This is a genomic window from Tropicimonas marinistellae (genome assembly GCF_001509585.1).
GTDB classification, from domain to species: Bacteria; Pseudomonadota; Alphaproteobacteria; order Rhodobacterales; family Rhodobacteraceae; genus Tropicimonas; species Tropicimonas marinistellae.
This window is the reverse complement of the sequence record NZ_LNCI01000001.1, coordinates 583,370-609,641: the sequence shown is the minus strand read 5'-3', so window position 1 is coordinate 609,641 and position 26,272 is coordinate 583,370. Positions and strand designations below refer to the sequence as shown.

The window sequence follows — 26,272 nt, the reverse complement described above, 5'->3', positions numbered from 1 at the left end:
GGGCAGAGGCCGGTCCGAGCGGCGCGCGAATCCGTATCGGCCAGCGGTGCGGAATGGCGGGTCGCGCGGTCCGCTATTCCCGCACATACGGGACTTGCTCAGGCGTTTCGGGTGCGTTTCATGCGGAGATCGGCGCAGCCGGAGGTCGCAGTTCCGCAACGTCACTCTTGTGGTCGCCGGGGCATAGAAAAAAATGGCGTAACCACCTGACGCCAGTCATAGTGCCGTCAGGCCGGCATCCGCCGTTTGAGCGCGGAGCCGCTGTCGAAACCTACAGGGAGACTGTCAATGAATACCAAGGCAACAATGTACTTGTCCGCCGCCGCGATGGTGCTCGCCACCTCTGCAATGGCTGAAGGCACGCATCCGGTGACCGGAGAGGCGCTCTCCGACAACCAGACCTTCTCCTATCGTCTGCTCGACCAGTTCCCGACGCTCGACCCGCAGCTCAACGAGGAGACAGAGGGCCACCACGCGATCCGCGACCTCTTCGAAGGGCTGATGATCCAGGACGGCGAGGGCAACGTCATCCCCGGCGTCGCCACCGGCTACGAGGCATCCAACAACAACCAGACCTACACCTTCACGCTGCGCCCGGAGGCGAAGTGGTCCAACGGCGATCCGGTCGTGGCCGCGGACTTCGTCTATGGCTGGCAGCGCGCCGTCGACCCCGCCAACGCCTCGCCCTATGCCTGGTACATGGAACTGGCCTCCATCGTGAACGCCTCCGAGATCGTCGCCGGCGAGATGGACCCGACGGAACTGGGCGTGAAAGCGATTGACGATCACACGCTTGAAGTGAACCTCACCAAGCCGCTGCCCTACTTCCCGGCGATGACGACATACGCGACGATGATGCCGGCCCACCGCGCCACGATCGAGGCGCATGGCGCCAAGTGGACCGACCCGGCGAATATCGTCTCCAACGGTGCCTACGTGCTGACCGAGATGGTGCTCAACGAGTATCACAGCCGCGAAAAGAACCCGATGTACTGGGACGCCGACAACGTCATCATCGAGAAGACGACCGGTTACGTCATCAACGACGTGAACCAGGCGCTGACCCGCTACAAGGCCGGCGAAATCGACGCGTTCTATCCGCTGCCCGCCGGTCAGTATCCGACGTTGCTGGAACAGATGCCGGATCAGGCGCATGCGGCGCCGCGGCTCTGCAACTACTACTACCAGATCAACCAGTGGCCGGATGGCAAGGAGGAGCTGAAGGACCCGCGCGTGCGCAAGGCGCTGTCCTACGCGATCGACCGCAACGTGATCGTGGATCAGGTTCTGAAGGGTGGCCAGTGGCCGGCCTATAACTTCGCTCATCTCAAGACCGCCGGGTTCGAGGTGCCGGAGATCGACTACGCCAGCTGGTCCCAGGCCGAGCGCGACGCCAAGGCCAAGGAGCTATTGGCGGAGGCCGGGGTGGAAAACCTCGAGCTCAAGCTGATCTACAACACCGACGAGAACCACAAGCAGATCGCGACCATCATGTCGCAGATGTGGAAGCAGAAACTGGGCGTCAACGTCACGCTGGAGAACATGGAGTGGAAGACCTATCTCGGCGTCCGCAAGTCGGGCGACTTCGATGTCTCCCGCTCCGCCTGGTGTGCCGACTACAACGAGGCTTCGACCTTCCTGTCGATCCTGGTGTCGGAAGAGGAGCACAACGACGGCAAGTACTCCAACGCCCGCTATGACGAGCTGATGGAAGCCTCCACGACGTCTGAGAGCCCCAACGAGATGTACACCGAGGCCGAGCAGATCCTGGCCGAGGACATGGGTGTCATCCCGATCTACCACTACACGCAGCCGATGCTTCTGTCGGCGGACATCAAGGGCTGGCCGTTCAACAACGCCGAGTTCAACTGGTACTCGAAGGACCTGTATCGCGCCGCCGAGTAATACCGTCACAAAGGCAGGGCGCGCGGGCTTTTCCCGCGCGCCCGACCCAACGCCAGGCCACCCATGCTGTCATTCATCCTGAAGCGTCTTGCTGTCGCTATTCCAACGCTTCTAATCCTCGTCGTTTTCTCTTACGTGATCATGTACGCCGCCCCCGGCGGGCCGTTCGACACCGAACGTACCCTGCCGCCGGAAGTGATGGCGAACCTCGAGGCGAAATTCGGGCTCGACAAACCGCTGATCGTTCAGATGTTCAACTACGTCTGGAACGTCGTCGTCCATTTCGATTTCGGCCCGTCCTACGTCTACAAGGACCAGACGGTTAACGACATTATCGCGCAGGGTTTTCCGGTGACGCTGACCTATGGATTCTGGTCCTTCGTCGTTGCCACCGTCGTTGGCATGACGCTCGGGATCCTCGCGGCAATCTACCACAATTCCTGGCTCGACTATCTGGCCGTCGGCATCTCGATCGGCGCCCAGGTGCTGCCAAACTTCGTCATGGCCCCGATCCTGACGCTTGTCTTCACGCTGTGGCTCGGCTGGCTGCCCGGCGGTGGCTGGCAGGGTGGGCAATGGCAATACGTCATCATGCCGGTGATCGCGCTGTCGACGTCCTTCATGGCCTCCATCGCGCGTCTCACCCGCTCTTCCATGCTGGAAGTGCTGAACGCCAACTACATCCGCACCGCCCGCGCCAAGGGCTTGCCGATGCGCCGGGTGATCTTCCGTCACGCATTGAAACCCGCGCTGCTGCCGGTGATCTCCTACCTCGGACCCGCCTTCGTGGGCATGATCACCGGATCGGTGGTGATCGACATCTACTTCTCCACCGGCGGCATCGGCGTTTTCTTCGTCAATTCGGCGCTCAACCGCGACTATTCGGTGATCATGGGGATCACCATCCTGACCGGCGCGCTGACCATCCTTTTCAACCTCGTGGTCGATATCCTCTATGCCTGGATCGACCCGAAGATCCGGTACTGAGGCGCGCACCATGATCTTCGGCAGACGCACCGCAAAGTCACTTGAAAACGCAGACCTGGCGCCGACAATCGAGGGCCGCTCGCTGTGGGCGGATGCGCGTATCCGCTTCTTCCGCAACCGCGCCGCCGTCGCCGGGCTGGTCGTGCTCATCCTAGTCGCGCTCTTCGCCGCCTTCGGGGCGTATGTGGCCCCTTGGTCCAACGAGGAGGTCGACTGGAGCGTCCTGGGTCAGGTCGACACAATGGGCCGGCCAAGCCTCGCATCGGGGCATTACTTCGGCACGGACGAGTTGGGCCGCGATCTCTTCGCCCGTACTGTGCAGGGCACCCAGATCTCTCTCATGGTCGGCCTTATCGCGGCCTTCATCGCCGTCATTGTCGGCACCATCTACGGCGCGACGGCCGGCTATTACGGCGGCCGGATCGACAACTTCATGATGCGGCTGGTCGATGTGTTCATGTCGGTGCCCTACATGTTCGTGCTGATCCTGCTGCTCGTCATCTTCGGCCGGTCGATCCTGATGCTCTTCGTCGGCATCGGCCTGATCTCCTGGCTGGACATGGCGCGGATCGCCCGCGGGCAGACACTCTCGATCAAGAACAAGGAATTCGTCGAGGCCGCCCATGCCATCGGTGTGCGGCCCTCGACGATCATTCGCCGCCACATCGTGCCGAACCTGTTGGGCGTCGTGATCGTTTACGCAACGTTGCTCGTGCCCAACATGATCATCTACGAGAGCTTCATCTCCTTCCTCGGGCTCGGTGTTCAGGAGCCAAACACGTCCTGGGGCGCGCTGATTTCGGAAGGGGCGAGCCAGTTGCAATACGGCACGCTCTGGATGCTGCTTTTCCCGCTCTTCTTTTTCGTCATCACGCTCTTTGCCTTCTTCTTCGTCGGCGACGGGCTGCGCGATGCGCTCGATCCGAAGGACCGCTGACACATGGCGCTCTTGGAAGTCACAGACCTGAACGTGAAGTTCGAAACCAACGATGGCATCGTCTCCGCCGTCAATGGTGTCACCTTCAACGTCTACGAAGGCGACACGCTTGCCATCGTGGGCGAGAGCGGCTCGGGCAAGTCGCAGACCGCCTTCGCGGCCATCGGCCTGCTGGCCCGCAACGGCCATGCCACGGGGTCCGTCAAATGGGACGGACAGGAAATCCTGAACCTGCCGGAGGCGAAGCTCAACAATATACGTGCCTCGGAGATCGCGATGATCTTCCAGGACCCAATGACCTCGCTCAATCCGTTCCTGAAGGTCTCCGAGCAGATGGAGGAGGTTCTGACGCTGCACCGGGGCATGTCCCGCCGCGAGGCGCGCGCCGAGAGTGTGCGGATGCTGGACGCCGTCCGTATCCCCGATGCGGCGGCGCGGATCACCATGTATCCGCACGAGTTCTCCGGCGGCATGCGCCAGCGGATCATGATCGCCATGTCGCTCCTGTGCCGTCCCCGCCTGCTGATCGCCGACGAGCCGACGACGGCGCTCGACGTCACGGTACAGGCGCAAATCATGGATCTGCTCAGGGACATTAAGGACGAGTTCAACACCGCGCTGATCCTGATTACCCACGATCTCGGCATTGTCGCCGGCGCCTGCGAGCGCACCATGGTCATGTACGGCGGCCGGATCATGGAGCGGGGTACGACGGAGGAAGTCTTCGCGCGCCCGACCCATCCCTACACGCTCGGGCTGCTGGAGGCGGTGCCGCGGCTCGACCGGAGGGAGGATGTCCTGCCCACCATTCCCGGTGAGCCGCCCGACATGCTGAAGGGCTTTCCTGGCTGTCCGTTCGAGCCGCGCTGCCCGATGCGCGAGCCGCGCTGCGCCACGGAAATCCCGCCGCTTGAACGCCTGACCGACACGCGCGTCCGCGCCTGTCATCGCACACCGGAGGACGTGGCATGAGCGACTCCACGCTTTTGATGGTCGACGATCTTCAGGTTACCTTCGACGTGCGCCCGCGCGGCGCCTGGCCGTGGACACCGTCCCTCAAGCTCCATGCCGTCGGCGGCGTGAGTTTCGAGCTGGAAAAGGGCGAGACGCTCGGCATCGTCGGCGAGTCGGGCTCTGGCAAATCCACCGTCGCGCGCGCCATCATCAATACGATCCCCGCATCGGGCGGGCGCATCCTGTGGAAGGGGCAGAACCTACTTTCGATGGGGCCCGCCGAGCGCCGGCGCCACAGGCAGGCCGCGCAGATGGTCTTCCAGGACCCGCTGGCGGCGCTCAACCCGCGCATGAAGGTGGGCGAGATCATCGCCGAGCCTCTCACGACCCACGCCCCCGACACGCCCAAGGCCGAGGTGAAGCGCCGGGTCGGCGAGCTGATGGAGCGGGTGGGCCTCCTGCCCAACCAGATCAACCGCTACCCGCACGAGTTTTCCGGCGGCCAGTGCCAGCGGATCGGGATTGCCCGCGCGCTGATCCTGAACCCGGAGCTGGTGATCTGCGACGAGCCGGTGTCGGCACTCGATGTCTCGGTGCAGGCGCAGGTCATCAACCTGCTGTCGGAGCTGCAGCGTGACCTCGGGATCTCGCTCATTTTCATCGCCCATGACCTGAGCGTGGTGAAGCATATTTCGGACCGGATCCTGGTGATGTACCTGGGCCGGGTGATGGAGACGGCCGACGCGGACACGCTGATCGAGCGGCCGGTCCACCCCTACACCCGCTCGCTGGTGCAGGCGGTGCCGATCCCGGACCCGGTGGTGGAGCTGGCGCGGGAGCATCCGGTGCTGGAGGGCGACCTGCCCTCGCCGCTCAACCCGCCCTCGGGCTGCGTCTTCCGGACCCGTTGCCCGCGGGCCCTGCCCGCCTGCGCCCAAGGGCGGCCGGAGGGGCAGCAGATCGGGCCGGGACATGTCTCCTGGTGCCCGGTCACGGCGGCGGAGGGGCTGGCTGTCTCATCGTGAGACAATACCCGGGCCGTTAGAAATCAATGGGTTGCAGCGGCGGGTTTACCGTTCATTAACCCTTGCCGCAGCGATGCGAACGTCGCGTTGGCAGGACCGCATCGCCTTTGCCGCGCGCCTGGTACAGAGGGCCGCGGCCGACCTGGGAGGGCGTTCCGCGCCGCCTGTGGTCGACGCTTTATCCCGAAGCCCCAAAGGACGGTTGAACGGCAACCGACATCGCCTTGGCCGGGCGCCCGGTACAGAGGGCCGCGGCCGACCCTGGGAGGGCGTTCCGCGCCGTCTGTGGTCGATGCTCTATTCCGAAGCCCCGAACGACGGTTGAACGGCGACCGACATCGCCAGAGCGCCCTCCCGGGGGGAGGGTCGGGCGCGGCCCGGGCTGGTCGCCCGTGCTGTCCTTTGTCGACTTTATCGCGCCGCTCCCCGGACAGACGATGTGCGGCAGGGGATATGTCCCATGCGTCATTCAAGGGGCAGCGTCGGGAGGTGGGGCGCGAACAACCAGTGGACGTTTCGCCAGCCCGAACGCGCGGCTCGGGCTGGTCGCCCGCGCTGTCCTTTGTCGCCGTATCGCGCCGCTCCCCGGACAGGCGATGTGCGGCGGGGGACATTTCCCATACGTCATCCAAGCGGCAGCGTGGGGAAGTGGGGCGCGGCTTCGGCATATGCCCAGTTTTCAAACGGTTGTTCGCCGTTCCCCTGACCTGCATCAACGCGCGAATTGACCAAAAGTGGTATGTCTCGCGCATCTTTCAACACACCATGGGAGGGGGCCATGGGACACGAAATTCATACCGATACGTTAACGGTTCCTACGCTCTCGGCACCGCCGGGCGGGCCCTATGCGACCATCGACTACGAGTCGTTTTACGACGGCACCTACCGGATGGACGTGTGGCTCGGGGATCATGTCGCGCTGCTTGTACCAGAAGGCACGGTTGTTGACGCGACCGTCATGGACATGCTCGTGGGCACGTTCGACACCGGCTACGAAACCTACATGAGCTTCACCGGCCGCACGCCGGAAGCCTGGGACCCCTACACGTTCGAGGGGCGCGGCACGATTGCGGTGGTCGCGGAGACCTGCGGCGCGGGATGCGGGTATCTCGGCCGGCACGGGATCGAGATCCTTGACGACATGTTCGGCGCGGGGTTCGACACGCTCTGGCCGTGGATCAACGGCGTCTACGATGCCATTGCCGACAGCGGCGCCATCATGGACATCGTCTTCTACGAGTTGGGCCGCAATTTCTGGTTCTACGGGGATGCGCTCGGCGGGTACAACTTCCCGACCGGCTACGCGGTGGCGAACCGCTATATTGCCGGCGAGGCGACCGGATACCCGTGGGATGCCACGGCCAATGAACCGGCGTTCTACGAGACGGTTCTGCCGGCCGAAATGATGGCCTATTTCAGCGACGACAGCATCACTCCGGAGGCCGTGGGCAAGGCCGGGATCTATCAGCTGTTCTATGAACATGCCGGAATGGAGGGCTACACCGTGTTCTGGGACGCTCTTTCCCGGGCCTATCCGGCAACGACGGTCGAGGAAGCCTTCGGCAACTTCGCCTGGGCGGCCAATGAAGCGACGGGATTGTCGTGGGGCTGGCTCACCAAGGACGACTGGCAGTTCGTGGTTGGCACGGCCGACGCCGATTCGCTGCAGCCGACCGTCAATGACCGCGACATCAGCCTCGTACTTCTTGGCTTTGGAGGCGACGACACGATCCGGAGCTTTGGCGGGAACGACCTGCTCTTCGGCGACACCGGGAACGATGTCCTGATCGGCCGGAACGGCGACGACCAACTGGCCGGCGGTTCCGGTGACGACAGCCTCAAGGGCGGCAACGGGGAGGATATTCTCTCGGGCGCCGACGGCAACGACGTGCTCAAGGGCGGCGGCGATGGCGACCTGCTGATGGGCGGCAGCGATGACGACGTTCTGACCGGCGGCGCGGGCTCGGATGCGCTTCGCGGCGGCGACGGCGACGACACGCTGCGTGGCGGCAGCGGTGGCGACCGGCTGACCGGCGGGCATGGCGAGGACGTTCTGACCGGCGGCGGCGGCGACGACACGCTGATCGGCGGGCCGGGCACCGAGGAATGGTTGGGGCCGTGGCCGGAAGATTGGACGGAGATGCTCCGCGATGGTGTGCGCGACGAGTTCCGCATCACCGGAAACGCCGGAACCGGCAACGACACGATCGAGGGCTTCGAGCTCGGCGTCGACGTTCTGCGCTTCAAGCAGGTCGATATCGTGACTGCCGAACAGGCCGGAGACGACGTGCTCCTCGACACCACGCTTGGCGGCACCGTCCTTGTGACCGGGGTGACGCTGGAGGCGCTGGCAGACGACATCGTCGGTACGGAGTACTTCGGGATGTAGCACGGACGGCGGCGGGCGCCCAACGCGCGCCCGCCCATTGCGCCGTGTCGCGGGGATGATAGTGTGCGCCCGATGCAGCGCAGCGAGACCCCGTGACACGAGCCGCACATTCCCACAGGGACCTGGACGACCTGATCGCCTGCCCGACCTGCGACGCGCTCTATCGCGTCCACGCGCCGCAGAATGGCGAGCGCGCGGTCTGCGCGCGGTGCCATACGGTGCTGATCGCGCCGGTCGAGGGGGCGATTTTCCGGATCGTCGCGCTTGCGCTGGCGATCCTGATCCTGCTGATCACGGCGCTGTTCATGCCGTTCCTGAAGATCGAGGCGAACGGGCTGTCCAACGCGACATCGATCTACGAGGCGGCGCTGTCCTTCTCGAAGGCGCATATGGTGGCGCTTTCCGTGGGCGTGATGGCCCTCATCATCTTCGTGCCGATCGCGCGGGCGCTGTTGCTGATCTACGTTCTCGGCCCGCTGATGATCGGGCGTCCGCCGCTGCCGGCCGCGCGGGCGGCCTTCCGGCTGTCCGAAGACCTGCGGCCGTGGTCGATGGCGGAAATCTTCGTGCTCGGCGTCGGCGTCGCGCTGGTGAAGGTGGCCGACCTTGCGCGGGTGGAACTGGGAGCGGCCTTCTGGCTTTTCGCCGCGCTCGTCGTGGTGAGCATTCTGCAGGACGGGACGCTGTGCCGCTGGTCGGTCTGGCATGCGCTGGAAGAGGCCGGCCCCGAGGAGGCCGAGGCCGGTATTTCGCAGGACGACGCGGTACGGGACGTGGCCCATGGCTGAGGCGCACGCGCACAGCCCGCTGACCGCCCGCGCGGCGGGGCTGGTGGCCTGCACCCATTGCACCCGGGTCTGGCCGCGCGGCACCGAGCGTTGCGCGCGCTGCGGCGGCCGGCTGACCTCGCGGGACCACATGAGCCTCAGCCGGGTCTGGGCGTGGTGGTGCGTGGGGCTGATCTGCTACATCCCGGCGAACCTCTTCCCCATGCTCAACACGACCTTCATGGGCAAGACCTCGGGCGACACGATCGTCGGCGGGGCGATCACGCTGGCGTTGCATGGCGCGATCCCCGTCGCCCTGGTCATTCTCATCGCCTCCGTGGCCATACCCATGGGGAAATTCGCCGCCGTCGGGTACCTGGCGCTCTCCGTCCAGAACCGCTGGCACGGCAGCCACCTGCGGCGGACCCAGCTCTACGAGCTGGTGGAATTCATCGGCCGCTGGTCGATGATCGACGTTTTCGTGGTCGCGGTGCTTTCCGCCCTCGTGCAATTGTCCGTCGTGGTTTCGATCAATCCCGGCCCGGCGGCCCTGAATTTCGCGCTCTCGGTCATCTTCACCATGTTATCGGCCCGGTCCTTCGACAGCCGACTGATCTGGGACAGCCTGGACCGCACTCCGGATGATGAAAAGGTAAGCCCAACGTGACCGACAGCGACCAGATCCCCACGACCCCGGTGAAGCCCGCGCGGCGCAGCCTCATGGAGCGGGTCTCCATCGTCTGGATCATCCCGGCGGCGGCGCTTGCCATCGCGCTCGGCATCGCCTGGCAAAGCCTGCAGAACCGCGGGGCGCTGATCGAGATCGCCTTCACCAACGCGGCCGGAATCGTTGCCGAGCAAACCCAGCTGCGGTTCCGCGAGGTCTCGGTCGGGGTCGTCGAGGAGGTCACGTTCGCGCCGGGGCTCGATTCCATCATCGCGCATGTCCGGCTGGACAAGGAAGTCGAAGCCTACGTCGATTCCGAGGCGGTTTTCTGGGTGGTGCAGCCAGAGGTCTCCGCGCGCGGCATCTCGGGGCTGAACACGGTGCTGAGCGGCGTCTACATCGAGGGGAGCTGGGACGGTGAGCCCGGCGGCCTCACCCGGCATTTCGTCGGGGAAGAGGTCAGGCCGGTCGCGCGGCCCGACAAGGAAGGGCGGCGGATCCTGCTCAGCTCGAACACCGGGCGCGGCCTGCAGGAGGGCACGCCGATCCTCTACAAGGGGCTGGAGGTCGGGCGGCTCGGGCGCCCGAAGCTTTCGCCCGACGGCGTGACAATCACCGCCGAGGCCTTCGTCGAGGCCCCCCACGACCAGCTCCTGACCAGCCGCAGCCGGTTCTGGGATGCCTCCGGCTTCTCGTTCAACCTAGGCGCCGGCGGCGCGTCGGTGAGCGTGGAGAGCCTCGCGGCGCTGATCTCGGGCGGCATCAGCTTCGAAACCGTCGTCTCCGGCGGCACGCCGGTGGACAACGGCGCGGAATTCGCCGTCTTCGCGTCCCAGGACGACGCCCGCACGAGCCTCTTCGAAGGCGCCGGCCCCGATGGCGGCACGGTGGATATCGCCATGGTGTTCGAGGAGAACGTGAACGGCCTGACCGTGGGCGCGCCGGTGACGCTGCGCGGGCTTCAGATCGGCGAGGTCGTCGGGCTGACCGGCAAGGTCGACGAGGCGCAGTTCGGCGACGATCGCGTGCGGCTGGTGGTGGTGCTGTCCATCGAACTGGACCAGCTCCAGCTCGGCTCGGATGCCACCGATGCCGAGGCGATCCTGGATTTCTTCGAGGCCGCGGTGGCCGAGGGCTGGCGCGCGCGGCTAACGAAGGCGTCGCTGCTGGCGGGCGGGCTGAAGATCGAGATGCTGCGGGTGCCGGACGCGGCCCCGGCGACCTTCGTCCGGGATGCCGACCCCTACCCGATCTTTCCCAGCGTGGCGGCGGACCTTCAGGGCGTGGGAGCCTCTGCCGAGGGTCTGCTGAACCGGGTCAACGAGCTGCCCGTGGAAGAGCTTCTCAACTCCGCCATCGCCTTCATGGAGAACGCGGCGGCCCTTGTCTCCAACGAGGAGATACAGGCGCTGCCGGCGGAAATCACCGGCGTGGTGACTGACCTGCGCGGCGTTCTCAGCTCCGAGGATCTCAAGGTGCTGCCCGAGCGGCTCGGCCGGATCTCCGACGAGCTCATCACACTGCTCGACGATCTCAAGACGCGCGAAGGCATCGCCAAGCTGGTGGAGGCGGTGGAGAGCGCCGGAGAGGCGGCGGCCTCAGTCGCGACCGCGGTGGAAGAGGTGCCCGCGCTCATCGAGCGGGTCGAGGCGGTCGCGGCGAAGGCCGAGGCGCTCGACCTCGAAGCGCTGTTGGCGCAGGCCACGGGGCTCGTGGACTCCGCCGACCGGATACTCGGCGGCGAGGCGGCGCAGGCGCTGCCCGCGCGGCTGAACGATGCGCTTGGCGACGTGGACGCGGCGGTGACGGAAGCGACGGCGTTGCTGGCGAATCTCAACGAGAGCGACGCGGCGGCGCGGCTGGCGGAGGCCATCGAGGCCGCGGGCGCGGCGGCGGCGGATGTGTCGACCTCCATGGAGGGCGTGCCGGACCTGATCGAACGGATCGAGGCGGTGGCGGCCAATGTCGAGGCGCTGGACCTCGACGCCTTGCTCGCGCGGGCGACGGGGCTGATCGACAGCGCCGACGCGATCCTCGGAACGGAGGCCGCGCAGGCCTTGCCGGCACAGCTGGGCGACTCGCTCTCCGGCCTCGACTCGGCAATCGCCGAGGTGACATCGCTGCTCGGCCGCCTCAACGAGACGGATGCGGCGGCGCAGCTCGAGACCGCCCTGGCGGCGGCGGGCGATGCCGCGGCGAGCGTGACGGACGCCGTCGCGGGCGTGCCCGACCTGGTGGCGCGGATCGACGCGGTTGCAGCCCAGGCGGAGACGATGGAGCTGGACCGGCTGGCGGAGGAGGTCACCGCGCTGGTCGAGAGCGCCGATGCGCTGATCGGCACCGAGGCGGCGCGGGCGTTGCCGGAAAGCCTGAGCGCGGCGCTCGACCAGGTCCGCGCGACGCTCGACGAACTGCGCGCCGGCGGAACGGTGGAGAACGTCAATGCAACGCTCGCCTCGGCGCGGGAGGCGGCAGGCGCGGTGGCCCAGATCACCGACGACCTGCCCGGCCTCGTGGCGGAGGCCGAAGCGGTGTTGCGGCAGGCCAACCAGGCGCTGGCGGGGCTGGCCGAGAGCGGGGCGCTCAACCGCGAGACCCGCAACGCGATGCGGGAGGTCTCCCGCGCCGCCGAGGCGGTGCGCTCGCTCGCAAGGACGCTGGAGCGCAAGCCCAACGCGCTGCTCACCGGCAAGTAGCCGGCGCCCTCCCGCCCGTCGTCGGCGCATCGAAGATGCCCCTCCTCCCGTTGGGCCGGGCAGGCTTCGCCTGCGGGCGTGGCGCGGGCCTCCGCGCCGGGATCACTCCAGCATCCAGCGCCCGTCGGGGTAGAAGGCGTGGAAGGCGAAGGCGAACATCACGTCATGGGGCACATTCCTGCCCTGCCCGTCGCGCACGCGGATCGAGCCCACGTCGCGGCCGCGCGCGATCTGGCCGGTGTCGAGCGCGGAGGCCTGCCCGGGGCGCCAGGAGAGGGTGACGCCGGCCTCGCGGATCTCGCCGGTGGCCGCGAGGCGGGCGACCGGCCAGGCCCGGGTGCCGACGCGGACAACGCGCGCCAGCGGTTCGATCCCGTGCGGCGGCATCTCCCCATCGTAGAGAAACGGGCGCCGGGAGCTGTCGTAGCTGGCGTAGGGGTTGCGGCCGTAGGCGCGGTTGAACGCCGGTTGCGCCATGACGAGTCCGTCGGGGTTGCGCGCGCGGAACTCGGCCCAGCTTTCCATCCACGTGGGAAGCTGCCGAAGCTCCGCCCCGGTGTACTGCCCGACGATGGCGGTGCCGATGGCCTGTTGCCACCAGCTCTGGGTCTCGCGGTCGTACATCACCATGTCCGAATTGCGCAGCTTGCCGGAGACCCCGAAGGTGAGGGTGCGCCCACCGACGCGCCGGTCGAAGGTGAGGCCGGAGTTACACAGCGGGCAGAAGGTGACGGCGACCGGCACGCCGCCGACCGTGTCGTTGACGATCTCGTGCCAGGTCAGGTAGCGGATCGGGTAGGCGCGCGGGGCGGCCGAGCCGATCTCCACCGTGATCACCGGTTCGCGGGCGCCGATGCGGGATTCGTCCGCCGCGCGGTGGAAGCTGGGATCGCTGAGGGCGGGAATGCCATCCTTCGGGGGGCCGCCGGATACGATCTCGCCCCAGCCATCGAGCGCGGTCCGGGAGAAATCGGTGTCCGGCCACTCGCGCTGCCACGCTGACGGGTCGGCTGAGGCGGTGGAGGCAGACATCCAGACGAATGCCGCCGTCAACACCGCCGAGACACGTGGAATGAAGCCCATGGCGCGATCCCTCCCTTCGACAGGTGCAAAGGGTCGCAGGGCACGGGCGGCTTGGCCAGCCCTGTTCACACAGGGTTCAGGGATCGTGCGCGCCGCGCGGAGGTGCCGGGCCGAGGTGCCGGCGGCGCCAGCGGAACTCCGGCCGCGCGATGCGACGTCAGCTCACGCGCACCGCCTGAGGGCGGTCGAATGCCGCACGCAGGCCACGGCGCGGGTCGTGCGCCTCTACCGGCCTTCTTCGAGGACGACGTAGGAGCGGCCGTCGGACGCCTGCTCGAGCTCGATAACGGACACGGTCGTGTCGAAGGTATCGGTCGTGGCCGCCCGGACCTGTGCGGCGGTGGCCGTCTGGGCGTCCGGATTGTTGGTGGTGAAATCGTCCCGGAATACCGTCTTGCCGCGCGACGGCACGTAGGCGGGATGCTCGCCGTGCGGACCCGGCGCGCCGGTGAATTCCGGCGCATCGTCGCGGTAGGTGCCGGTACGAAGCTGCGCTTCGCGTTCCGCGCGGGCGGAGACACGCTGCGTGCCGTCCGGCAGGTAGACCAAGGCACGGGTCGTCTCGTCGGGGTAGTCGCAGGCCGAGAGGCCCAGGCCAAGGGCCAGAATCGCCGTTCCGCGAAGGAGCGCGCGCGATCCGGCGAACCGCCGTGCGGGCACTCCCACATCCGATTGCGATGGTTGCATGCGCTTTGCCGCCGTCTCGCCTGAATTCGTCATCCCCAGCAATTCCGCCTCCTTCAATGGCCGCCCAATCCGTCACGTCCCGGACCCGACCCCGAACGTCGGACCGCATTGCGGATACCTGCCTGACATTCGACAGGATCTTCGCGTGTCACCATATCGGCGATTGGGCCGGTGAGATAGGTCTTTGTCACCTGCGCGCGGACGGGTGTCACTCTGGTGTTCCCGCTGCAACGCGCGGGATCAGGCGCTGCCGCCCGGCGCCGTGTCCGCGAGAATGAAAAGCTTGTCGCAATACGGGCATGTCACCTTGCCGTCGGCGCCGAGGCTCAACCAGACACGCGGATGCCCGAGCGCCCCTTCGCCGCCGTCGCAGGCCACGCGCTTGGCGGTCACGGTCTCGACCTCGGGCGGTTCTGGTAGGGTACTCATGATCTGGCTCCTGCGGGATCTTTCGAGCGGCCGCCTTGTCGCGGCCATTGGCACGGCTTACGTTCGCGGCATCATAGGGAACGCCCGGTCCCGGGCAAGTGCCGGAGCGCCGCATATGACCGAACACGCGATCGAAATCGAGGGCCTGACGAAGACCTATTCCGGAGATCGCACGATGGCGCCGAAGACGGCCCTGCACGGAATAGACCTCGCGGTGCCCACCGGCAGCATTTTCGGCCTGCTCGGGCCGAACGGCGCCGGCAAGTCCACATTGATCAACATCCTGGCGGGGCTGGTGCAGAAATCCGCGGGGACGGTGCGCATCTGGGGGTTCGACCAGGATGTGAACCCGCGTCAGAGCCGGGCGGCGATCGGGGTGATGCCGCAGGAACTGAACATGGACCCGTTCTTCACCGCGCGCGCGTCGCTCGACACGCAGGCGGGCCTCTACGGGGTGCCGAAGGCCCAGCGGCACACCGAGGAAATCCTGGAAATGATCGGCCTCACGGACAAGGCCGATGCCTATGCCCGCACCCTTTCGGGCGGCATGCGCCGGCGGCTGCTGCTGGGAAAGGCGTTGGTCCATGCGCCGCAAGTGCTGGTGCTGGACGAGCCGACCGCGGGGGTCGACATCGAGTTGCGCCAGATGCTCTGGCAGAACGTCCGGCAGCTGAACGCGCGGGGCATGACCATTATCCTCACCACCCACTACCTCGAAGAGGCCGAAGAGATGTGCGACGAGATCGCCATCATTCATGACGGCCGGAAGATTGCCCATGACCGGACCGACAGGCTGATCGGCCAGATCGACGCCAAGACGCTGGTGATCCATCCGGCGGAACCGGCATCCGGCGAGGTGGCGCTTCCCGATGGGGTGGAGCTGGAACGGCGCGCCGACGGGGCGCTGGCGTTTTCCTATCGCCGGGGGAAGGTCACCGCCGAGCAGGTGCTCGATGCGCTTCGGGAGGCCGGCATCCGGATTCAGGACGTGGCGACCGAAGAGCCGCATCTGGAGGACGTCTTTCTCGCATTGACCCGGACAGGACAGGGGAAGGCTGCCTGAATGCTCCTCGTCACTCCGGAACGCTCCCCGCCCCCCGGCGGTTCGATGAACCGACGCCTGCTGGCGGAAGCCGCGGCGGCGCGGGGCGGCCACCTGGAACTGGAGGCCGACCACGGCTACGTGGGCCGCTACACCCCGCCCGGCGGCCACCCGAGGCCGATTTTCGGCAAGTCGCTCGGGCTCAACCGCGATTCCGCGGCGGGGCTCGCGGGCGACAAGGATTACACCGCGCGCTGGCTCACGGCAGCCGGGCTTCCGGCGCCGGCCGGACAGGTCATCTTCTCGCCCCGGCATTGCGCCGAGCGGGCACTGAAGAATGCGCGGGTCGCGGGCCGTCTGCCGGGCGCCGAGGCGGCACGGGCCTTTGCCGAACGCCACGGCTACCCCGTCGTCGTGAAACCCAATCGCGGCGAGGAAGGCCGCGGAATCTCGGTGGCCCACACGCCGGAAGATCTGGCGCGGGATATCGAGCTGGGGTTCGCCCGCGAGGACCAGCTGCGCATCGAGCCGCGCATCGAGGGCCGAGACCATCGCCTGCTTGTGCTGGAGGACCGGGTGATCCTCGCCTATGAGCGGCGCCCGTTCTCGCTTGTCGGGGACGGCACGCGCACGGTTGCGGCGCTGCTCGACCGTGCCCTTGCCGATCTGGCCGGCAAGCATCAGGGCCGGAAACTGCTGCCCGACGACCCCCGCCTTGGGCGGCGCCTTGCCGCCGAGGGGCTGACGCCGCAGAGCGTTCTTCCCGAGGGCGCCACGGTTGCGCTTCTCGACAATGCGAACCTCTCCACCGGCGGGCAGTTGCGGGATCTGACCGGGCAATTGCCACGGGCAGCCGAGGACCTCGCGGTTGCCGCGACCCGCAGCCTTGGGCTCACCTTCGCCGGTGTCGACATCCTCAGCCCCGACCTTGGCCGGGGGCCGGAGGGCGCCGTGATACTCGAAGTGAACGCCGGGCCGAGTTTCGATCACTACGCGGCCGAGAGCCCGGCGCATTTCGAGCGCGCCCGCGCGGCGGTTGTCGAGATTTTCGCGCGGCTGGAACGACAGACCTGACCGGGCGACGGCGCTGCGAAGAATGCGGGCTGGTATGGCGTGCCACCTGAGCCGGGCGAACCGGCACGCCTGACGATGGTCCGCGCAGGCCGCTATTCGGCCGGTGCGAGCATCCGCCCCAACATGCGGCCGCCCAGCACATGCACATGCAGATGCGGCACTTCCTGCACCCCGTGCACGCCGGCATTGGCAATCAGCCGGCAACCGTCGCCGGCGGCATCCGCCTGCACGCCGAGCGCCTTGCAGACCCTTCCCACGGTGCGGGTGAAATCCAGGATCTCTTCGTCGGTGGCCTCCAGCGCGAAGTGGTCGTAGCAGACATAAGCCCCTTTCGGGATCACCAGCACGTGCACCGGCGCCTGCGGCGCGATGTCGTTGAAGGCGAGCGAATGCTCCGTCTCCAGTACGGTGTTGTTGGGGATCTCGCCCCGCAGGATCTTCGCAAAGATGTTCTGGTCGTCGTATTCATAGGCCATGGGCCGGTCCCTCCGCTCCGCTCAATCGGCAAACAGGTGTTCGGTGGCGGCGATCTCGCGCGCCGTCTCCATCGGTATAGACAGGAATGCCGACAACGACACCGCATTCTCCTCCGCCGCAGCGCTTTGCCGTATCCGGTGGAGATGCGAGAAGCCGGCGTCGCGCATACGCTCGATCTCGTGTGCGACGCCGTTGCGAATCGCCGGCAGCAATTGCGCCTGTGCCTGGTCGGACGGGGCCGGCCCGATGAGCCCGACGCGTTGCGCATGGCCGAGGAGCCAGTCATCGTCGAGCGTGCAATCGATTTCCAGCACACGGGTGATGGAGGGATCGGCCTCGAAATCCTGCATGAGGTCCAGCATCGAGGGGTCGAGGCACAGGAGCAGCCGGTCGGTCTCCATCACGCCGAAGAGCATGTTGGCGAGCACGCGGCGGTGCCGCATGCGTTTTTCCAGCCCGCGCTCGATGCCTCCGAGGTCGGGCATCGGGGTGTCTTCCTCGTTGAAGACATAGTCGAGGGCGGACAGCCCGGTATTCTGCCGTACCGCCTCCACCAGCCGCTTGGCGACGTGCCATTTCTTGCAGACCACCAGCAGCAGTTCCTTGTCGCGCCCGAGGCTGCCCTCGCTCTCCCAGAAGCGGGGCGCGAAGCGTCGTCCCTCGCGGCCGCGCCCGGCGAGAAAGCTGTAGAGGCTGCGCCCCTCGCCGGATATCTCGAACCGCTCCCCCGTTGCCGCGTAGAGCCGCCCGAGGTGCCGTTTCAGGGCGTCGGCCTCGCGGCTGATCTTGCGGGCGAAGAGCGCGTCCTGTCCGACCAGCAGCTCGTAATGGTCGTTGTAGAAGGTCACCGGCATGCCGTAGTCGGTGAACATCAGGAAGGTGAGCGTGCGCGAGCGGATCTGGTCACGCGGGACGAGATGGCGCACGAGCGTCTGGAAAAAGCTCTCGTCGGGGATCCAGGTGGTGGAGAAGAACCGCATCACGTCCGGCCGCTGCGCGCAGAAATCGAGCACCGCCTCGAGCGTCGCACGCCGCAGGCACCACCACTGGCTGCCGATCATCATCTGCAGGTCCTCGGGGATGCGCCGTGTCAGGCCGAGCCGCTTTTGCACCTCGTAGCTCGCGTAGAACAGACGCTTGCGCTCGCGTTCGTTGAAGTAGTGGCGGTAGATCAGCCGTTCTTCGCAGAAGCCCGTCTTGATCCAGCCGCTTTCGAAGAAATCCTCGGATTCGATGTAGTCGGCATCTTCGGCGGCGAGAAACTCATGCGCGTATTCCGCCGATTTCACCGGCATGCAATCGCCCGACAGCATGTAGAAATGGCTCGCCTCCGGAAAGGCCGAGAGCGCCGCGCGGACCGCCTCCAGCGTGGCCGCCACGAGCGACCATTCTCCCCAGCCGCAGCGCAGGCGCCGCGCCGCGAATGCCACGTTGGGGTTGTCGCCGAGTTCCTTGCGCAGCGCGTCGTAATCGGCGCGTGGCGCGCGGGCGTCGAAATGTATGGCGACACAGTCGCCGGCCGCGGTCAGCCGCCGGGCCTGCGCGACGATCGCCGCCGGGTCCCTGTGGCAAAGAAGGATGTAGCCGATTTGAACCATTGCGGTGGTATCCGTTCCACTTGCGGCACTGCTCTCCCGCAAATAACGCCGGGGGCCATTGTATTGACAAGGTTTGTTTGATTTTTTCGCGGTATTGCAAGAGGCGACGGGCGGCTGACCCGACGAGGAGGAAGGCGCCAATGGGATTTCCCGGCACATGGATGACGGAAAGCGAGAGCATGGTCTATCGCGTGGTGCCGAAATGCGCCTGCTCGACCATCGGCCAGATCATGTTCTATTCCGACCACGGCCGGTTTTACGACGGCGACATTCACGACGCGGAGTCCGGCCTTCACAAGTGGGCGCAGGATCGCAGCAAGGAGCCGATCGCGGACAATATCCGCAACCGCCGGTCGCTGGCCTTCACCTGCGTGCGCAATCCCTACACGCGCATCCTGTCGTCGTTCTTCGACAAGATCTGTGGCATCCAGCGCAACGGGCGCCGCTACCGGGGCAACCTCGTCCCGCTCCTGATCCAGAAATACGGCATCGAGGTGGGCGACCCGGAGACCGGGTTCGAGTTCGACCAGATCCGGAGCTTCCGGCGCTTTCTGCTCTTCGCCCGCGACACGATCCGCTATCGCCGCCCGATGGACCCGGACATCCACTGGTCCGCCATGTCCGGCCATGTCTCGACCTTCATCTGCAACGGCGGACGCTACGACCGGATCTTCTGGACCGAAGCCTTCAACGAGGGCATGCAGATTGTGCTCGACGCCGTGGAGACGCCGCACCCGGTGACGCTGGCGGAGATCCCGCGTTTCAACGAGAGCGAGGGGCACGGGCCGAAACGGGCGCATCCGGTGGAAGCCTATTTCGACGACCTGTCGATGCACCTTGTCTACGAGATGTACAAAACCGACTTCGACCTCTTCCGCTACGATTTCGACGACCCGTCCAACAAGATGCCGGTGGGCGAGATCGACCTCGACGAAGTGCACGCCAAGCTGGGGGAGTGAGCCATGGCCGGCTATTCCGGCAAGCCGCTCGCGGAGAAACTGGGCCTCAGGGTCGGCGACCTTTCCGTCGCGGTCGGGGCGCCACAGGGCTATGTCGAGATGCTGGGGGAGATGGGGCGCGGGGTTCGGACAGGCGATGCCCCCGTCGCGGGCGCCGCTTTCATCCACCTTTTCGCCGCCCGCCGGGACGCATTGGAGACGTTGATTGCACAGGCGCTCGCGGCGATGGATCGCCACGGCATGATCTGGGTCTCCTGGCCCAAGCGGGCCTCGAAGGTCCCCACCGATGTCACCGAAGACGTCATTCGCGAGATCGCGCTTCCGCTGGGCCTCGTGGATGTGAAGGTCTGCGCGGTGGATGAGGTGTGGTCCGGCCTGAAACTGGTGATCCGCAAGGAGCTGCGCTGAAATCGCCCGTAGAAGGATCGGGCCGCCGTGCATCGCCGGTCCGCGGGGCGTCGACCGGCCCTCCGAACAGCAGCGATTTATTCCCTTGGTCCCGAATGACCTCCGAGCGGTGCGCCCGCCTCACCCAATCGCCGGCCCGGGGGGCGGACCGGCGATGCGCGGCGGCCTGCGGCCTTTGCTCCGCGCGGGGTGCGGAGGAGCAGCCGAACGAGGCGGATCAGGTGAGGTGGAGTATTCGGGTTGTGCCTTTCGCGAGCCGCGCATTGACGGTCCGTGGGGCGACGCTTCACCCTCCGAGCAACAGCTCTTTATCCATCCACGCCGAAGGACCTCAGAATGTCGCGCCGACGCCTCACCCAAATCGCCGGCCCGTTCGGGCGGACCGGCGATGCGTGGCGGCCTGCGGCCTTTGCTCCGCGCGGGGTGCGGAGGAGCAGCCGAACGAGGCGGATCGGGTGAGGTGGAATAATTGGATTGTGCCTTTCGCGAGCCGCGCATTGCTGGTCCGCGGGGCGGCGATGGAAGGTCGGGGCAACCGTGATTTATCCTGTCTTCCCGAATAACATCCGAGCGTCGTGCAGACGGCCCCCAAATCGCCGGCCCGTGCGGGCGGACCGGCGACGCGCGGCGGCCTTCGGCCTTTGCTCCGCGCGGGTTGCGGAGGAGCAGCCGAACGAGGCGGATCGGGTGCGGTGGAGCAATCGGGTTGTGCCATTCGCGAGCCGGGCATTGCCGGTCCGTGGGGCGGCGATGGAAGGTCGGGGCAACCGTGATTTATCCTGTCTTCTCGAATGACCTCCGAGCGGTGCGCCGACGCCTCCCAATCGCCGGCCCGGGGGGCGGACCGGCGATGCGCGGCGGCCTTTGGCCGTTGTTCCGCGCGGGTTGCGGAGAACCGGGACGAAAGGCTGATCTTGGGTGGGCGATGCGCGGCGGCCCGGCGGCCTTGTCCCGCGCGACGGTGTCGGGTCAGTCCTTGGACTTCAGTTTCACCTTGAGCTCGTAGCCCCCGTCGACCTCGTGCCAGGTGGCGCCGGATTTCGCCAGTGCCTTCTCCAGTGCCCGCACCGTGGAATAGCCCGCGCCGGCGCCGCCTTCGAGACGCTTGAGTGTCTGAACGTGCACGCCCGCTGCGGCGGCCAGTTCCTTCTGCTTCAGACCCGCGGCACGGCGTGCGCGGGAAATGACTTCACCGATCTTCATCATGGCCGAATGGCACCCAAAGGCGCAAAAATCAACCCCAATGTCCGATGTCGCTACACGGCGTACAAGCCTGTCAGCAGCCGCTTCTCCTGGGGGTGACACGCGGTTGGCGTCAGACGAGGCCGGCCTGGCGGAACAGGTCGTAGGTGTCGGTCTGCGGGCGCGGCCCCATGTGACCGATCACCTCACCGGCACAGATCACACCCATGCGCCCGCATGTCTCCAGGTCGCGGCCGGTGCTGAGACCGTAGAGGAACCCGGCGGCGAACTGGTCTCCCGCGCCCGTGGCGTCCACCGGCGTCACCTTGTGGACCGGCACTTCCACGCGCTCGCCCTCGCGCAGCAGGACCACGTCCTCGCCGGAGCGCGTGCAGACCACGAGGCCGCAATCGACGGCGGCATGGGCGAGCGCCCGTTCCAGATCCTCGGTCTGGTAGAGCGACGACCATTCGTGGATGTTGCCGATGACGTAGTCCATCTCCTCAGCCACGAGGCGCCGGAAATCCGCCCGGTGACGGTCCACGCAGAACGGATCCGATAGCGCGATACCGGCGCGCCCGCCGGCCGCCTTGCAGAGCCGCGTGGCCTTGAGAAACGCCTCTTTCCCCTTGTCCTTGTCGAAGAGGTAGCCTTCGAGAAAGAGGATTTCCGCCCCCGCCGCCACCGCCTCGGGCACATCGCCCGGGCCGACCTCGGCGGAGATGCCGAGATAGGTGTTCATCGACCGCTCCCCGTCCGGCGAGACGAAGATCATCGACCGCGAGGTGGGAAGCTCGCCGTTCGGCACCGGCGCATTGACGAAATCCGTGCCGTCGGTATCCAGCGCCTGCGCGTAGTAGCGCCCGAGCGCGTCGTCATGCACCCGCCCCATGAAGGCGGTCTTCAGCCCCAGGTGCCCGAGCCCGGCCAGCGTATTGGCCACCGACCCGCCGGGCGCCTGCTTGCGCTCGTCCATGGCGGCGTAGAGGATCTCCGCGCGCTCCTTCTCGATGAGTTGCATGATGCCTTTCTCGATCCCCATGATGTCGAGAAAGCTGTCGTCGGAATGGGAGAGCACGTCGACAATCGCATTGCCGATGCCGGCAACCTGGTAGGTGGGGCTCATTCAACGCCCTCCTTCGGGCAAAGATCTTCGATGACGCAGACCGCGCAATTGGGTTTGCGCGCCTTGCAAACATAGCGCCCGTGCAGGATCAACCAGTGATGCGCGTGGCGGGCGAAGTCGGCGGGCACGTTGTCCTCGATGGCACGTTCGACGGCGACGACATCCTTGCCCGGCGCGAGCCCGGTGCGGTTTCCGACGCGGAAGATATGGGTATCGACCGCCTGCGTCGGCATCCCCCACCACATGTTCAGCACGACATTGGCCGTCTTGCGGCCGACACCGGGCAGGCTCTCCAGCGCGGCGCGGGAATTGGGCACCTCGCCGTCGAACTCCTCCACCAGGATGCGCGAGAGCTTCATCACGTTCTTCGCCTTGTTGCGGTAAAGCCCGATGGTCTTGATATGCGCGATCAGGGCCTCCTCGCCGAGGTCGAGCATCTGCTGCGGTGTCGAGACCCTGGCGAAGAGGTCGCGCGTGGCGCGATTCACGCCCTTGTCGGTCGCCTGCGCGGAAAGCGCCACGGCGACGAGGAGCGTATAGGCGTTGGTGTGCTCCAACTCGCCCTTCGGCTCCGGTTCGCTCTCGCGAAACCGCTCGAAGATTTCCCGCATCGTCCCGTAGGGTAGCTGCTTTGCCATCTGGTTGCCTCGCACCGCCGTCGCCCGGGTTTAGCCGGATCGGCGCGGGATGCAACACGATGCCGGCCGCGGGACGTTCGGCTTACCTTCGCCAGACAGGCGGCGCACGGGAGAAGGCGCAGGAAACGGGTCGCGCGGGCGGGCGCCGTCGCCTAGGTTCGGGTCATGAAGGATGCCGAGACCATGACCGCCGAAACAAGCTACCACTTCCACGTGATGCGCCGCGCGCTCGAGGAGATCGACGCCGCCGCACTGGCGGGCGAGGCGCTCTCGCTCGACGCGCTGGCCGGACGGATGCAGATGAGCCCGGCGCATTTCCAGCGCCTGTTCAGCCAGTGGGTCGGCGTGTCGCCCAAGCGATACCAGCAATACCTCGCGCTCGGGCATGCCAAGGCATTGCTGCGCGACCGCTTCACGACGCTGGAAGCGGCCAGCGCCGTGGGCCTCTCCGGCAGCAGCCGGTTGCACGACATGTTCCTGCGGTGGGAAGCGATGACGCCGGGGGAGTTCGCGAAGGGCGGCGCGGGGCTGGAGATTTTCTGGGGCTGGTTCGAGAGCCCCTTCGGCCCTGCCCTCGTGATGGCCACGGAGAAGGGCATTTGCGGCATCGGTTTCGCGGCCGAGGCGGGCGCCGAGGTGACCATGGAAGACCTGCTCGCACGCTGGCCCGACGCCACGTTCACCGAAGATCCGACAGCGTTGCGCCCGTGGGTGCAGGCCGCCTTTGGCGAGACGACGGGCGAGGCGCGACTCTACCTCATCGGCGCGCCGTTCCAGATCAAGGTCTGGGAGGCGCTGCTCACGATCCCCACCGGGCATGTCACCACCTATTCCGAGATTGCGGGCGCCATCGGCCACCCGAAGGCCGTGCGCGCGGTCGGCACGGCGGTGGGGCGAAACCCGATTTCGTGGCTGATCCCCTGCCACCGGGCGATCCGGAAATCCGGGGCCTTGGGCGGGTATCACTGGGGCCTGCCGGTCAAACGCGCCCTGCTCGCCTGGGAATCGGCCCGCGCCGAAGCCGGATAGGCACTTTTTTTGCCGGTCTCGCTGCAAATCAGCGCCAAAAAGGGGTGCCTCTGCGATTCCTGTGGCGTAGAATCGGGCCAGTAAAAAAAACAAGAGGCATTCGAGCATGACTATTCGGCTTCCCGTCGTCCTGACGCTGTGCAGCGCAATGGCGCTTGCGGCCTGCACCGACCCGGCCCGGCTGAACCCCGATTCCAACTACACGCAACAGGGCGCCGTGACCGGCGGTATCCTGGGCGCCGCGACCGGACTTGCGGTCGGCGGGAGCAATGCGGCGAAGAACGCGCTGGTGGGCGCGGCGGTGGGCGCCGGGGCGGGCGCGCTGCTCGGCAACCAGCTCGACAAGCAGGCCGAAGACCTGCGCCAGTCCATCGGCAACCAGAACATCATCATCAACCGCCAGGGCGACGTGCTCGTCGTGACGATGCCGCAGGACATCCTGTTCGAGGTGGACAGTGCGGTGGTGAGCGGCTCCTTGCAGGGCGATCTCGCCGCGCTGGCCAGCAACCTCAACCAGTATCCGGACACCAATGCGGAGATCATCGGCCACACCGACAATACCGGCGACGCGGCCCACAACCAGGACCTCTCCGAGCGCCGTGCCCTCTCCGTTTCGCAGGTGCTGACGGCCAATGGCGTGGCTGCCTACCGGCTCTCGGCCACGGGTCGCGGCGAGGATGCGCCGGTGGCGTCCAACCTCACCGACGAAGGCCGCGCCTTGAACCGGCGCGTGGACATCCTCATCCGTCCCACGGGCGCCTGACACGCGGGGCGCCCGGACCTGCGCCGCAGTGTCCGGGCGCGCGCCCGCTCCGGCCGGTTCGGCCCCCCGAGGGGCCGGCCGAAATCCATTCGCGGTGTGAACGGTGCGGCACCTTCGAGGCGCGGCGCTTGCCCATCCGGCCGAATGGTGGTCAGATAATCTGACCAATCCCACAGGCCGCCAATGCCATTCACGCCCGTCGAATCCGAAAAACTCAGCCATGCCGTCGTACAGCAGATCGAACTCCTGATCCTGCGCGGTATCCTGCACCCCGGCGAGCGATTGCCGGCGGAGCGCGAGCTTGCCGAACGGCTCGGCGTTTCGCGCCCGTCGCTGCGCGAAGCCTTGTCAGACCTCGAAGCACACGGGCTGATACGGCGGCGGGCCGGTGCCGGGATATACGTGGCCGACGTGTTGGGACCGGCTTTTTCGGAACCGCTGATCCGGCTTTTCTCCACCCACGACGAGGCCGTTTTCGACTGCATCGCCTTTCGCCGCGACATCGAGGGGCTGGCGGCGGAGCGCGCCGCGAAACTGGGCTCGGAGACCGATCACGCGGTGATCGGCGAGATTTTCCGGCAGATGGAAGAGGCGCACCGCCGGCGTTCGGGCAACGACGAATCCCGACTGGATGCAGAGTTTCACATGGCGATCATCGAGGCGGGGCACAACCTCGTGACACTGCACATGATGCGCGCCATGTACGCGCTTCTGCAGGAGGGTGTCTTCTACAATCGAAAAGCGATGTTCCGGCAGCGAAGCACGCGCGATGCGCTTCTCGACCAGCATCGCGCCATTCACGACGCGATCCTCAAACGGTCGCCGGAGGGTGCGCGCGCGGCGGTCGAGCGCCATCTGGACTTCGTGGAACAGGCCATGCTCGATCAGCGCAGAACGGAGCGCAATGAGAGCATCGCCCGCCAACGCCTCGACCACGCGGCAAGGACCTGAGCAACAAGGCGCATTCCTCCGCGTTTCGTGCTAGTGTTACGCCGGGTCAACGGCCCAGCGCGACAACAATGACCGAAACCAGGGGGGATGGAGATGTTTGCACGTATCACACCGTACAAGATGAAGGCGGGCTCGCGGGAGGCGACGACGGCGATCATGGACGGTCTGAAGAGCCGCATCATGGAACTGGAGGGGATGACGCATTTCATCAACGTGATCGACGGAGACGGCAAGGGGTACGTCGTGGCCCTCACCACGAATCCGGAGATGAGCGAAGAGACCGCTGCGAAGGTCAAGGCGCTCTGGGGCGCGTTTTCCGAGTATCTGGAGATGGAACCGGCCGCCGAAAGCTATGACGTCATTGCCGACTGGAACAACTGAAGGGGCGGCCGATACGGCGGGACGATGGGCCGCGACGGCGCCCTCTCCGCACGCGAGATCGGCCACATGGCAATCGTGAAAACGAAAGTGGCCGGCGCACAGCGCCGGCCATTTGCAT

The 26,272-nt window shown here is 66.6% G+C and carries 25 protein-coding genes; 17 read left to right on the top strand and 8 right to left on the bottom strand.

The features are described 5' to 3' along the window. The first annotated feature begins 288 nt into the window (after nt 1-288). From ARC39_RS02830 to ARC39_RS02790, 9 genes are all read left to right on the top strand, one after another. Nucleotides 289-1,905 (top strand): peptide ABC transporter substrate-binding protein, encoded by a 1,617-nt coding sequence (locus ARC39_RS02830; RefSeq protein WP_068109655.1) that lies wholly within the window; start codon nt 289-291, stop codon nt 1,903-1,905. Between the two features lie 63 nt (nt 1,906-1,968). Continuing rightward, nucleotides 1,969-2,892: an oligopeptide ABC transporter permease OppB gene (gene oppB / locus ARC39_RS02825; RefSeq protein ID WP_068109652.1), complete on the top strand. Its 924-nt coding sequence runs from the start codon at nt 1,969-1,971 to the stop codon at nt 2,890-2,892. Nucleotides 2,893-2,902: 10 nt separating this feature from the next. Next, the gene (locus ARC39_RS02820) at nt 2,903-3,829 is read left to right on the top strand and encodes an ABC transporter permease subunit (protein WP_068109649.1); all 927 of its coding nucleotides are present in this window, start codon (nt 2,903-2,905) and stop codon (nt 3,827-3,829) included. Nucleotides 3,830-3,832: 3 nt separating this feature from the next. Beyond that, a complete protein-coding gene (locus ARC39_RS02815; protein ID WP_068109645.1) occupies nt 3,833-4,801 on the top strand; it encodes an oligopeptide/dipeptide ABC transporter ATP-binding protein in 969 nt (322 codons plus the stop codon). Then, complete coding sequence (locus tag ARC39_RS02810) at nt 4,798-5,808, top strand: oligopeptide/dipeptide ABC transporter ATP-binding protein (protein ID WP_068109642.1); 1,011 nt, start codon at nt 4,798-4,800, stop codon at nt 5,806-5,808. Before ARC39_RS02815 ends, ARC39_RS02810 begins: the two co-directional genes overlap by 4 nt. 778 nt (nt 5,809-6,586) lie before the next feature. After that, nucleotides 6,587-8,197: a calcium-binding protein gene (locus ARC39_RS25920; protein WP_068109639.1), complete on the top strand. Its 1,611-nt coding sequence runs from the start codon at nt 6,587-6,589 to the stop codon at nt 8,195-8,197. A 92-nt stretch (nt 8,198-8,289) separates the two neighbouring features. Continuing rightward, complete coding sequence (locus tag ARC39_RS02800) at nt 8,290-8,985, top strand: paraquat-inducible protein A (protein WP_068109636.1); 696 nt, start codon at nt 8,290-8,292, stop codon at nt 8,983-8,985. Beyond that, on the top strand, nt 8,978-9,631 hold the full coding sequence (locus ARC39_RS02795; RefSeq protein WP_068109633.1) for a paraquat-inducible protein A: 654 nt from the start codon (nt 8,978-8,980) through the stop codon (nt 9,629-9,631). The genes ARC39_RS02800 and ARC39_RS02795 overlap by 8 nt, the downstream gene beginning before the upstream one ends. Continuing rightward, a complete protein-coding gene (locus ARC39_RS02790; RefSeq protein WP_068109630.1) occupies nt 9,628-12,327 on the top strand; it encodes an MlaD family protein in 2,700 nt (899 codons plus the stop codon). The genes ARC39_RS02795 and ARC39_RS02790 overlap by 4 nt, the downstream gene beginning before the upstream one ends. A 102-nt stretch (nt 12,328-12,429) precedes the next feature. On the opposite strand, the gene ARC39_RS02785 is transcribed toward ARC39_RS02790, so the two are convergent. The 3 genes from ARC39_RS02785 to ARC39_RS02775 all read right to left on the bottom strand — a co-directional run bounded on the left by ARC39_RS02785 (nt 12,430) and on the right by ARC39_RS02775 (nt 14,526). Beyond that, nucleotides 12,430-13,410: a DUF3179 domain-containing protein gene (locus ARC39_RS02785; protein WP_068109627.1), complete on the bottom strand. Its 981-nt coding sequence runs from the start codon at nt 13,408-13,410 to the stop codon at nt 12,430-12,432. Nucleotides 13,411-13,635: 225 nt separating this feature from the next. Continuing rightward, nucleotides 13,636-14,139, bottom strand: a complete 504-nt coding sequence (locus tag ARC39_RS02780; RefSeq protein WP_149866282.1) for a hypothetical protein — start codon at nt 14,137-14,139, stop codon at nt 13,636-13,638. 198 nt (nt 14,140-14,337) lie between these two features. Further along, nucleotides 14,338-14,526 carry a zinc-finger domain-containing protein gene (locus ARC39_RS02775; RefSeq protein ID WP_068109622.1) on the bottom strand — a complete coding sequence of 63 codons (189 nt, stop codon included), beginning with the start codon at nt 14,524-14,526 and terminating at the stop codon, nt 14,338-14,340. Between the two features lie 115 nt (nt 14,527-14,641). Between ARC39_RS02775 and ARC39_RS02770 the strand changes: the two genes are divergently transcribed. Both ARC39_RS02770 and ARC39_RS02765 read left to right on the top strand, forming a co-directional pair. Next, complete coding sequence (locus tag ARC39_RS02770) at nt 14,642-15,589, top strand: ABC transporter ATP-binding protein (RefSeq protein WP_068110118.1); 948 nt, start codon at nt 14,642-14,644, stop codon at nt 15,587-15,589. Next, nucleotides 15,590-16,642 (top strand): ATP-binding protein, encoded by a 1,053-nt coding sequence (locus ARC39_RS02765; RefSeq protein ID WP_068109619.1) that lies wholly within the window; start codon nt 15,590-15,592, stop codon nt 16,640-16,642. 92 nt (nt 16,643-16,734) lie between these two features. Here ARC39_RS02765 and ARC39_RS02760 read toward each other — a convergent pair whose 3' ends face one another. Both ARC39_RS02760 and ARC39_RS02755 read right to left on the bottom strand, forming a co-directional pair. After that, the gene (locus ARC39_RS02760; RefSeq protein WP_068109616.1) at nt 16,735-17,118 is read right to left on the bottom strand and encodes an HIT domain-containing protein; all 384 of its coding nucleotides are present in this window, start codon (nt 17,116-17,118) and stop codon (nt 16,735-16,737) included. Nucleotides 17,119-17,139: 21 nt separating this feature from the next. After that, complete coding sequence (locus ARC39_RS02755) at nt 17,140-18,717, bottom strand: DUF5928 domain-containing protein (RefSeq protein ID WP_068109613.1); 1,578 nt, start codon at nt 18,715-18,717, stop codon at nt 17,140-17,142. 140 nt (nt 18,718-18,857) lie between these two features. Here ARC39_RS02755 and ARC39_RS02750 point away from each other — a divergent pair, with 140 nt between their 5' ends. Both ARC39_RS02750 and ARC39_RS02745 read left to right on the top strand, forming a co-directional pair. Beyond that, nucleotides 18,858-19,676 carry a sulfotransferase family protein gene (locus tag ARC39_RS02750; RefSeq protein ID WP_068109611.1) on the top strand — a complete coding sequence of 273 codons (819 nt, stop codon included), beginning with the start codon at nt 18,858-18,860 and terminating at the stop codon, nt 19,674-19,676. Nucleotides 19,677-19,679: 3 nt separating this feature from the next. After that, a complete protein-coding gene (locus tag ARC39_RS02745; protein ID WP_068109607.1) occupies nt 19,680-20,084 on the top strand; it encodes a DUF3052 family protein in 405 nt (134 codons plus the stop codon). Between the two features lie 969 nt (nt 20,085-21,053). Here the strand turns inward: ARC39_RS02745 and ARC39_RS02740 are convergent. From ARC39_RS02740 to nth, 3 genes are all read right to left on the bottom strand, one after another. Next, on the bottom strand, nt 21,054-21,290 hold the full coding sequence (locus ARC39_RS02740) for a helix-turn-helix domain-containing protein (RefSeq protein WP_068109601.1): 237 nt from the start codon (nt 21,288-21,290) through the stop codon (nt 21,054-21,056). A 109-nt stretch (nt 21,291-21,399) separates the two neighbouring features. Further along, nucleotides 21,400-22,392 (bottom strand): adenosine kinase, encoded by a 993-nt coding sequence (locus ARC39_RS02735; protein WP_068109598.1) that lies wholly within the window; start codon nt 22,390-22,392, stop codon nt 21,400-21,402. Beyond that, a complete protein-coding gene (gene nth, locus ARC39_RS02730) occupies nt 22,389-23,030 on the bottom strand; it encodes an endonuclease III (protein WP_068109596.1) in 642 nt (213 codons plus the stop codon). The genes ARC39_RS02735 and nth overlap by 4 nt, the downstream gene beginning before the upstream one ends. A gap of 183 nt (nt 23,031-23,213) precedes the next feature. On the opposite strand from nth, the gene ARC39_RS02725 reads away from it, so the two are divergent. From ARC39_RS02725 to ARC39_RS02710, 4 genes are all read left to right on the top strand, one after another. Continuing rightward, the gene (locus tag ARC39_RS02725; RefSeq protein WP_068110115.1) at nt 23,214-24,059 is read left to right on the top strand and encodes a bifunctional helix-turn-helix domain-containing protein/methylated-DNA--[protein]-cysteine S-methyltransferase; all 846 of its coding nucleotides are present in this window, start codon (nt 23,214-23,216) and stop codon (nt 24,057-24,059) included. Between the two features lie 106 nt (nt 24,060-24,165). Then, a complete protein-coding gene (locus tag ARC39_RS02720) occupies nt 24,166-24,822 on the top strand; it encodes a YiaD family glycine zipper/OmpA-like lipoprotein (RefSeq protein ID WP_068109593.1) in 657 nt (218 codons plus the stop codon). Between the two features lie 183 nt (nt 24,823-25,005). Further along, complete coding sequence (locus ARC39_RS02715; protein WP_068109591.1) at nt 25,006-25,773, top strand: FCD domain-containing protein; 768 nt, start codon at nt 25,006-25,008, stop codon at nt 25,771-25,773. Between the two features lie 93 nt (nt 25,774-25,866). After that, nucleotides 25,867-26,154 (top strand): hypothetical protein, encoded by a 288-nt coding sequence (locus ARC39_RS02710; RefSeq protein ID WP_068110112.1) that lies wholly within the window; start codon nt 25,867-25,869, stop codon nt 26,152-26,154. Nucleotides 26,155-26,272: the final 118 nt, after the last annotated feature.

Bases quoted from the DNA above. Each gene is read 5' to 3' on its own strand.
- ARC39_RS02830 (WP_068109655.1), top strand. From the start codon at position 289: ATGAATACCAAGGCAACAATGTACTTGTCCGCCGCCGCGATGGTGCTC.
- ARC39_RS02740 (WP_068109601.1), bottom strand. From the start codon at position 21,290: ATGATGAAGATCGGTGAAGTCATTTCCCGCGCACGCCGTGCCGCGGGT.
- ARC39_RS02745 (WP_068109607.1), top strand. From the start codon at position 19,680: ATGGCCGGCTATTCCGGCAAGCCGCTCGCGGAGAAACTGGGCCTCAGG.
- ARC39_RS02750 (WP_068109611.1), top strand. From the start codon at position 18,858: ATGGGATTTCCCGGCACATGGATGACGGAAAGCGAGAGCATGGTCTAT.
- ARC39_RS02775 (WP_068109622.1), bottom strand. From the start codon at position 14,526: ATGAGTACCCTACCAGAACCGCCCGAGGTCGAGACCGTGACCGCCAAG.
- ARC39_RS02770 (WP_068110118.1), top strand. From the start codon at position 14,642: ATGACCGAACACGCGATCGAAATCGAGGGCCTGACGAAGACCTATTCC.
- ARC39_RS02815 (WP_068109645.1), top strand. From the start codon at position 3,833: ATGGCGCTCTTGGAAGTCACAGACCTGAACGTGAAGTTCGAAACCAAC.
- ARC39_RS02810 (WP_068109642.1), top strand. From the start codon at position 4,798: ATGAGCGACTCCACGCTTTTGATGGTCGACGATCTTCAGGTTACCTTC.
- ARC39_RS02710 (WP_068110112.1), top strand. From the start codon at position 25,867: ATGTTTGCACGTATCACACCGTACAAGATGAAGGCGGGCTCGCGGGAG.
- ARC39_RS02725 (WP_068110115.1), top strand. From the start codon at position 23,214: ATGACCGCCGAAACAAGCTACCACTTCCACGTGATGCGCCGCGCGCTC.
- oppB (WP_068109652.1), top strand. From the start codon at position 1,969: ATGCTGTCATTCATCCTGAAGCGTCTTGCTGTCGCTATTCCAACGCTT.
- ARC39_RS02755 (WP_068109613.1), bottom strand. From the start codon at position 18,717: ATGGTTCAAATCGGCTACATCCTTCTTTGCCACAGGGACCCGGCGGCG.
- nth (WP_068109596.1), bottom strand. From the start codon at position 23,030: ATGGCAAAGCAGCTACCCTACGGGACGATGCGGGAAATCTTCGAGCGG.
- ARC39_RS02785 (WP_068109627.1), bottom strand. From the start codon at position 13,410: ATGGGCTTCATTCCACGTGTCTCGGCGGTGTTGACGGCGGCATTCGTC.
- ARC39_RS25920 (WP_068109639.1), top strand. From the start codon at position 6,587: ATGGGACACGAAATTCATACCGATACGTTAACGGTTCCTACGCTCTCG.
- ARC39_RS02715 (WP_068109591.1), top strand. From the start codon at position 25,006: ATGCCATTCACGCCCGTCGAATCCGAAAAACTCAGCCATGCCGTCGTA.
- ARC39_RS02720 (WP_068109593.1), top strand. From the start codon at position 24,166: ATGACTATTCGGCTTCCCGTCGTCCTGACGCTGTGCAGCGCAATGGCG.
- ARC39_RS02795 (WP_068109633.1), top strand. From the start codon at position 8,978: ATGGCTGAGGCGCACGCGCACAGCCCGCTGACCGCCCGCGCGGCGGGG.
- ARC39_RS02765 (WP_068109619.1), top strand. From the start codon at position 15,590: ATGCTCCTCGTCACTCCGGAACGCTCCCCGCCCCCCGGCGGTTCGATG.
- ARC39_RS02735 (WP_068109598.1), bottom strand. From the start codon at position 22,392: ATGAGCCCCACCTACCAGGTTGCCGGCATCGGCAATGCGATTGTCGAC.
- ARC39_RS02820 (WP_068109649.1), top strand. From the start codon at position 2,903: ATGATCTTCGGCAGACGCACCGCAAAGTCACTTGAAAACGCAGACCTG.
- ARC39_RS02760 (WP_068109616.1), bottom strand. From the start codon at position 17,118: ATGGCCTATGAATACGACGACCAGAACATCTTTGCGAAGATCCTGCGG.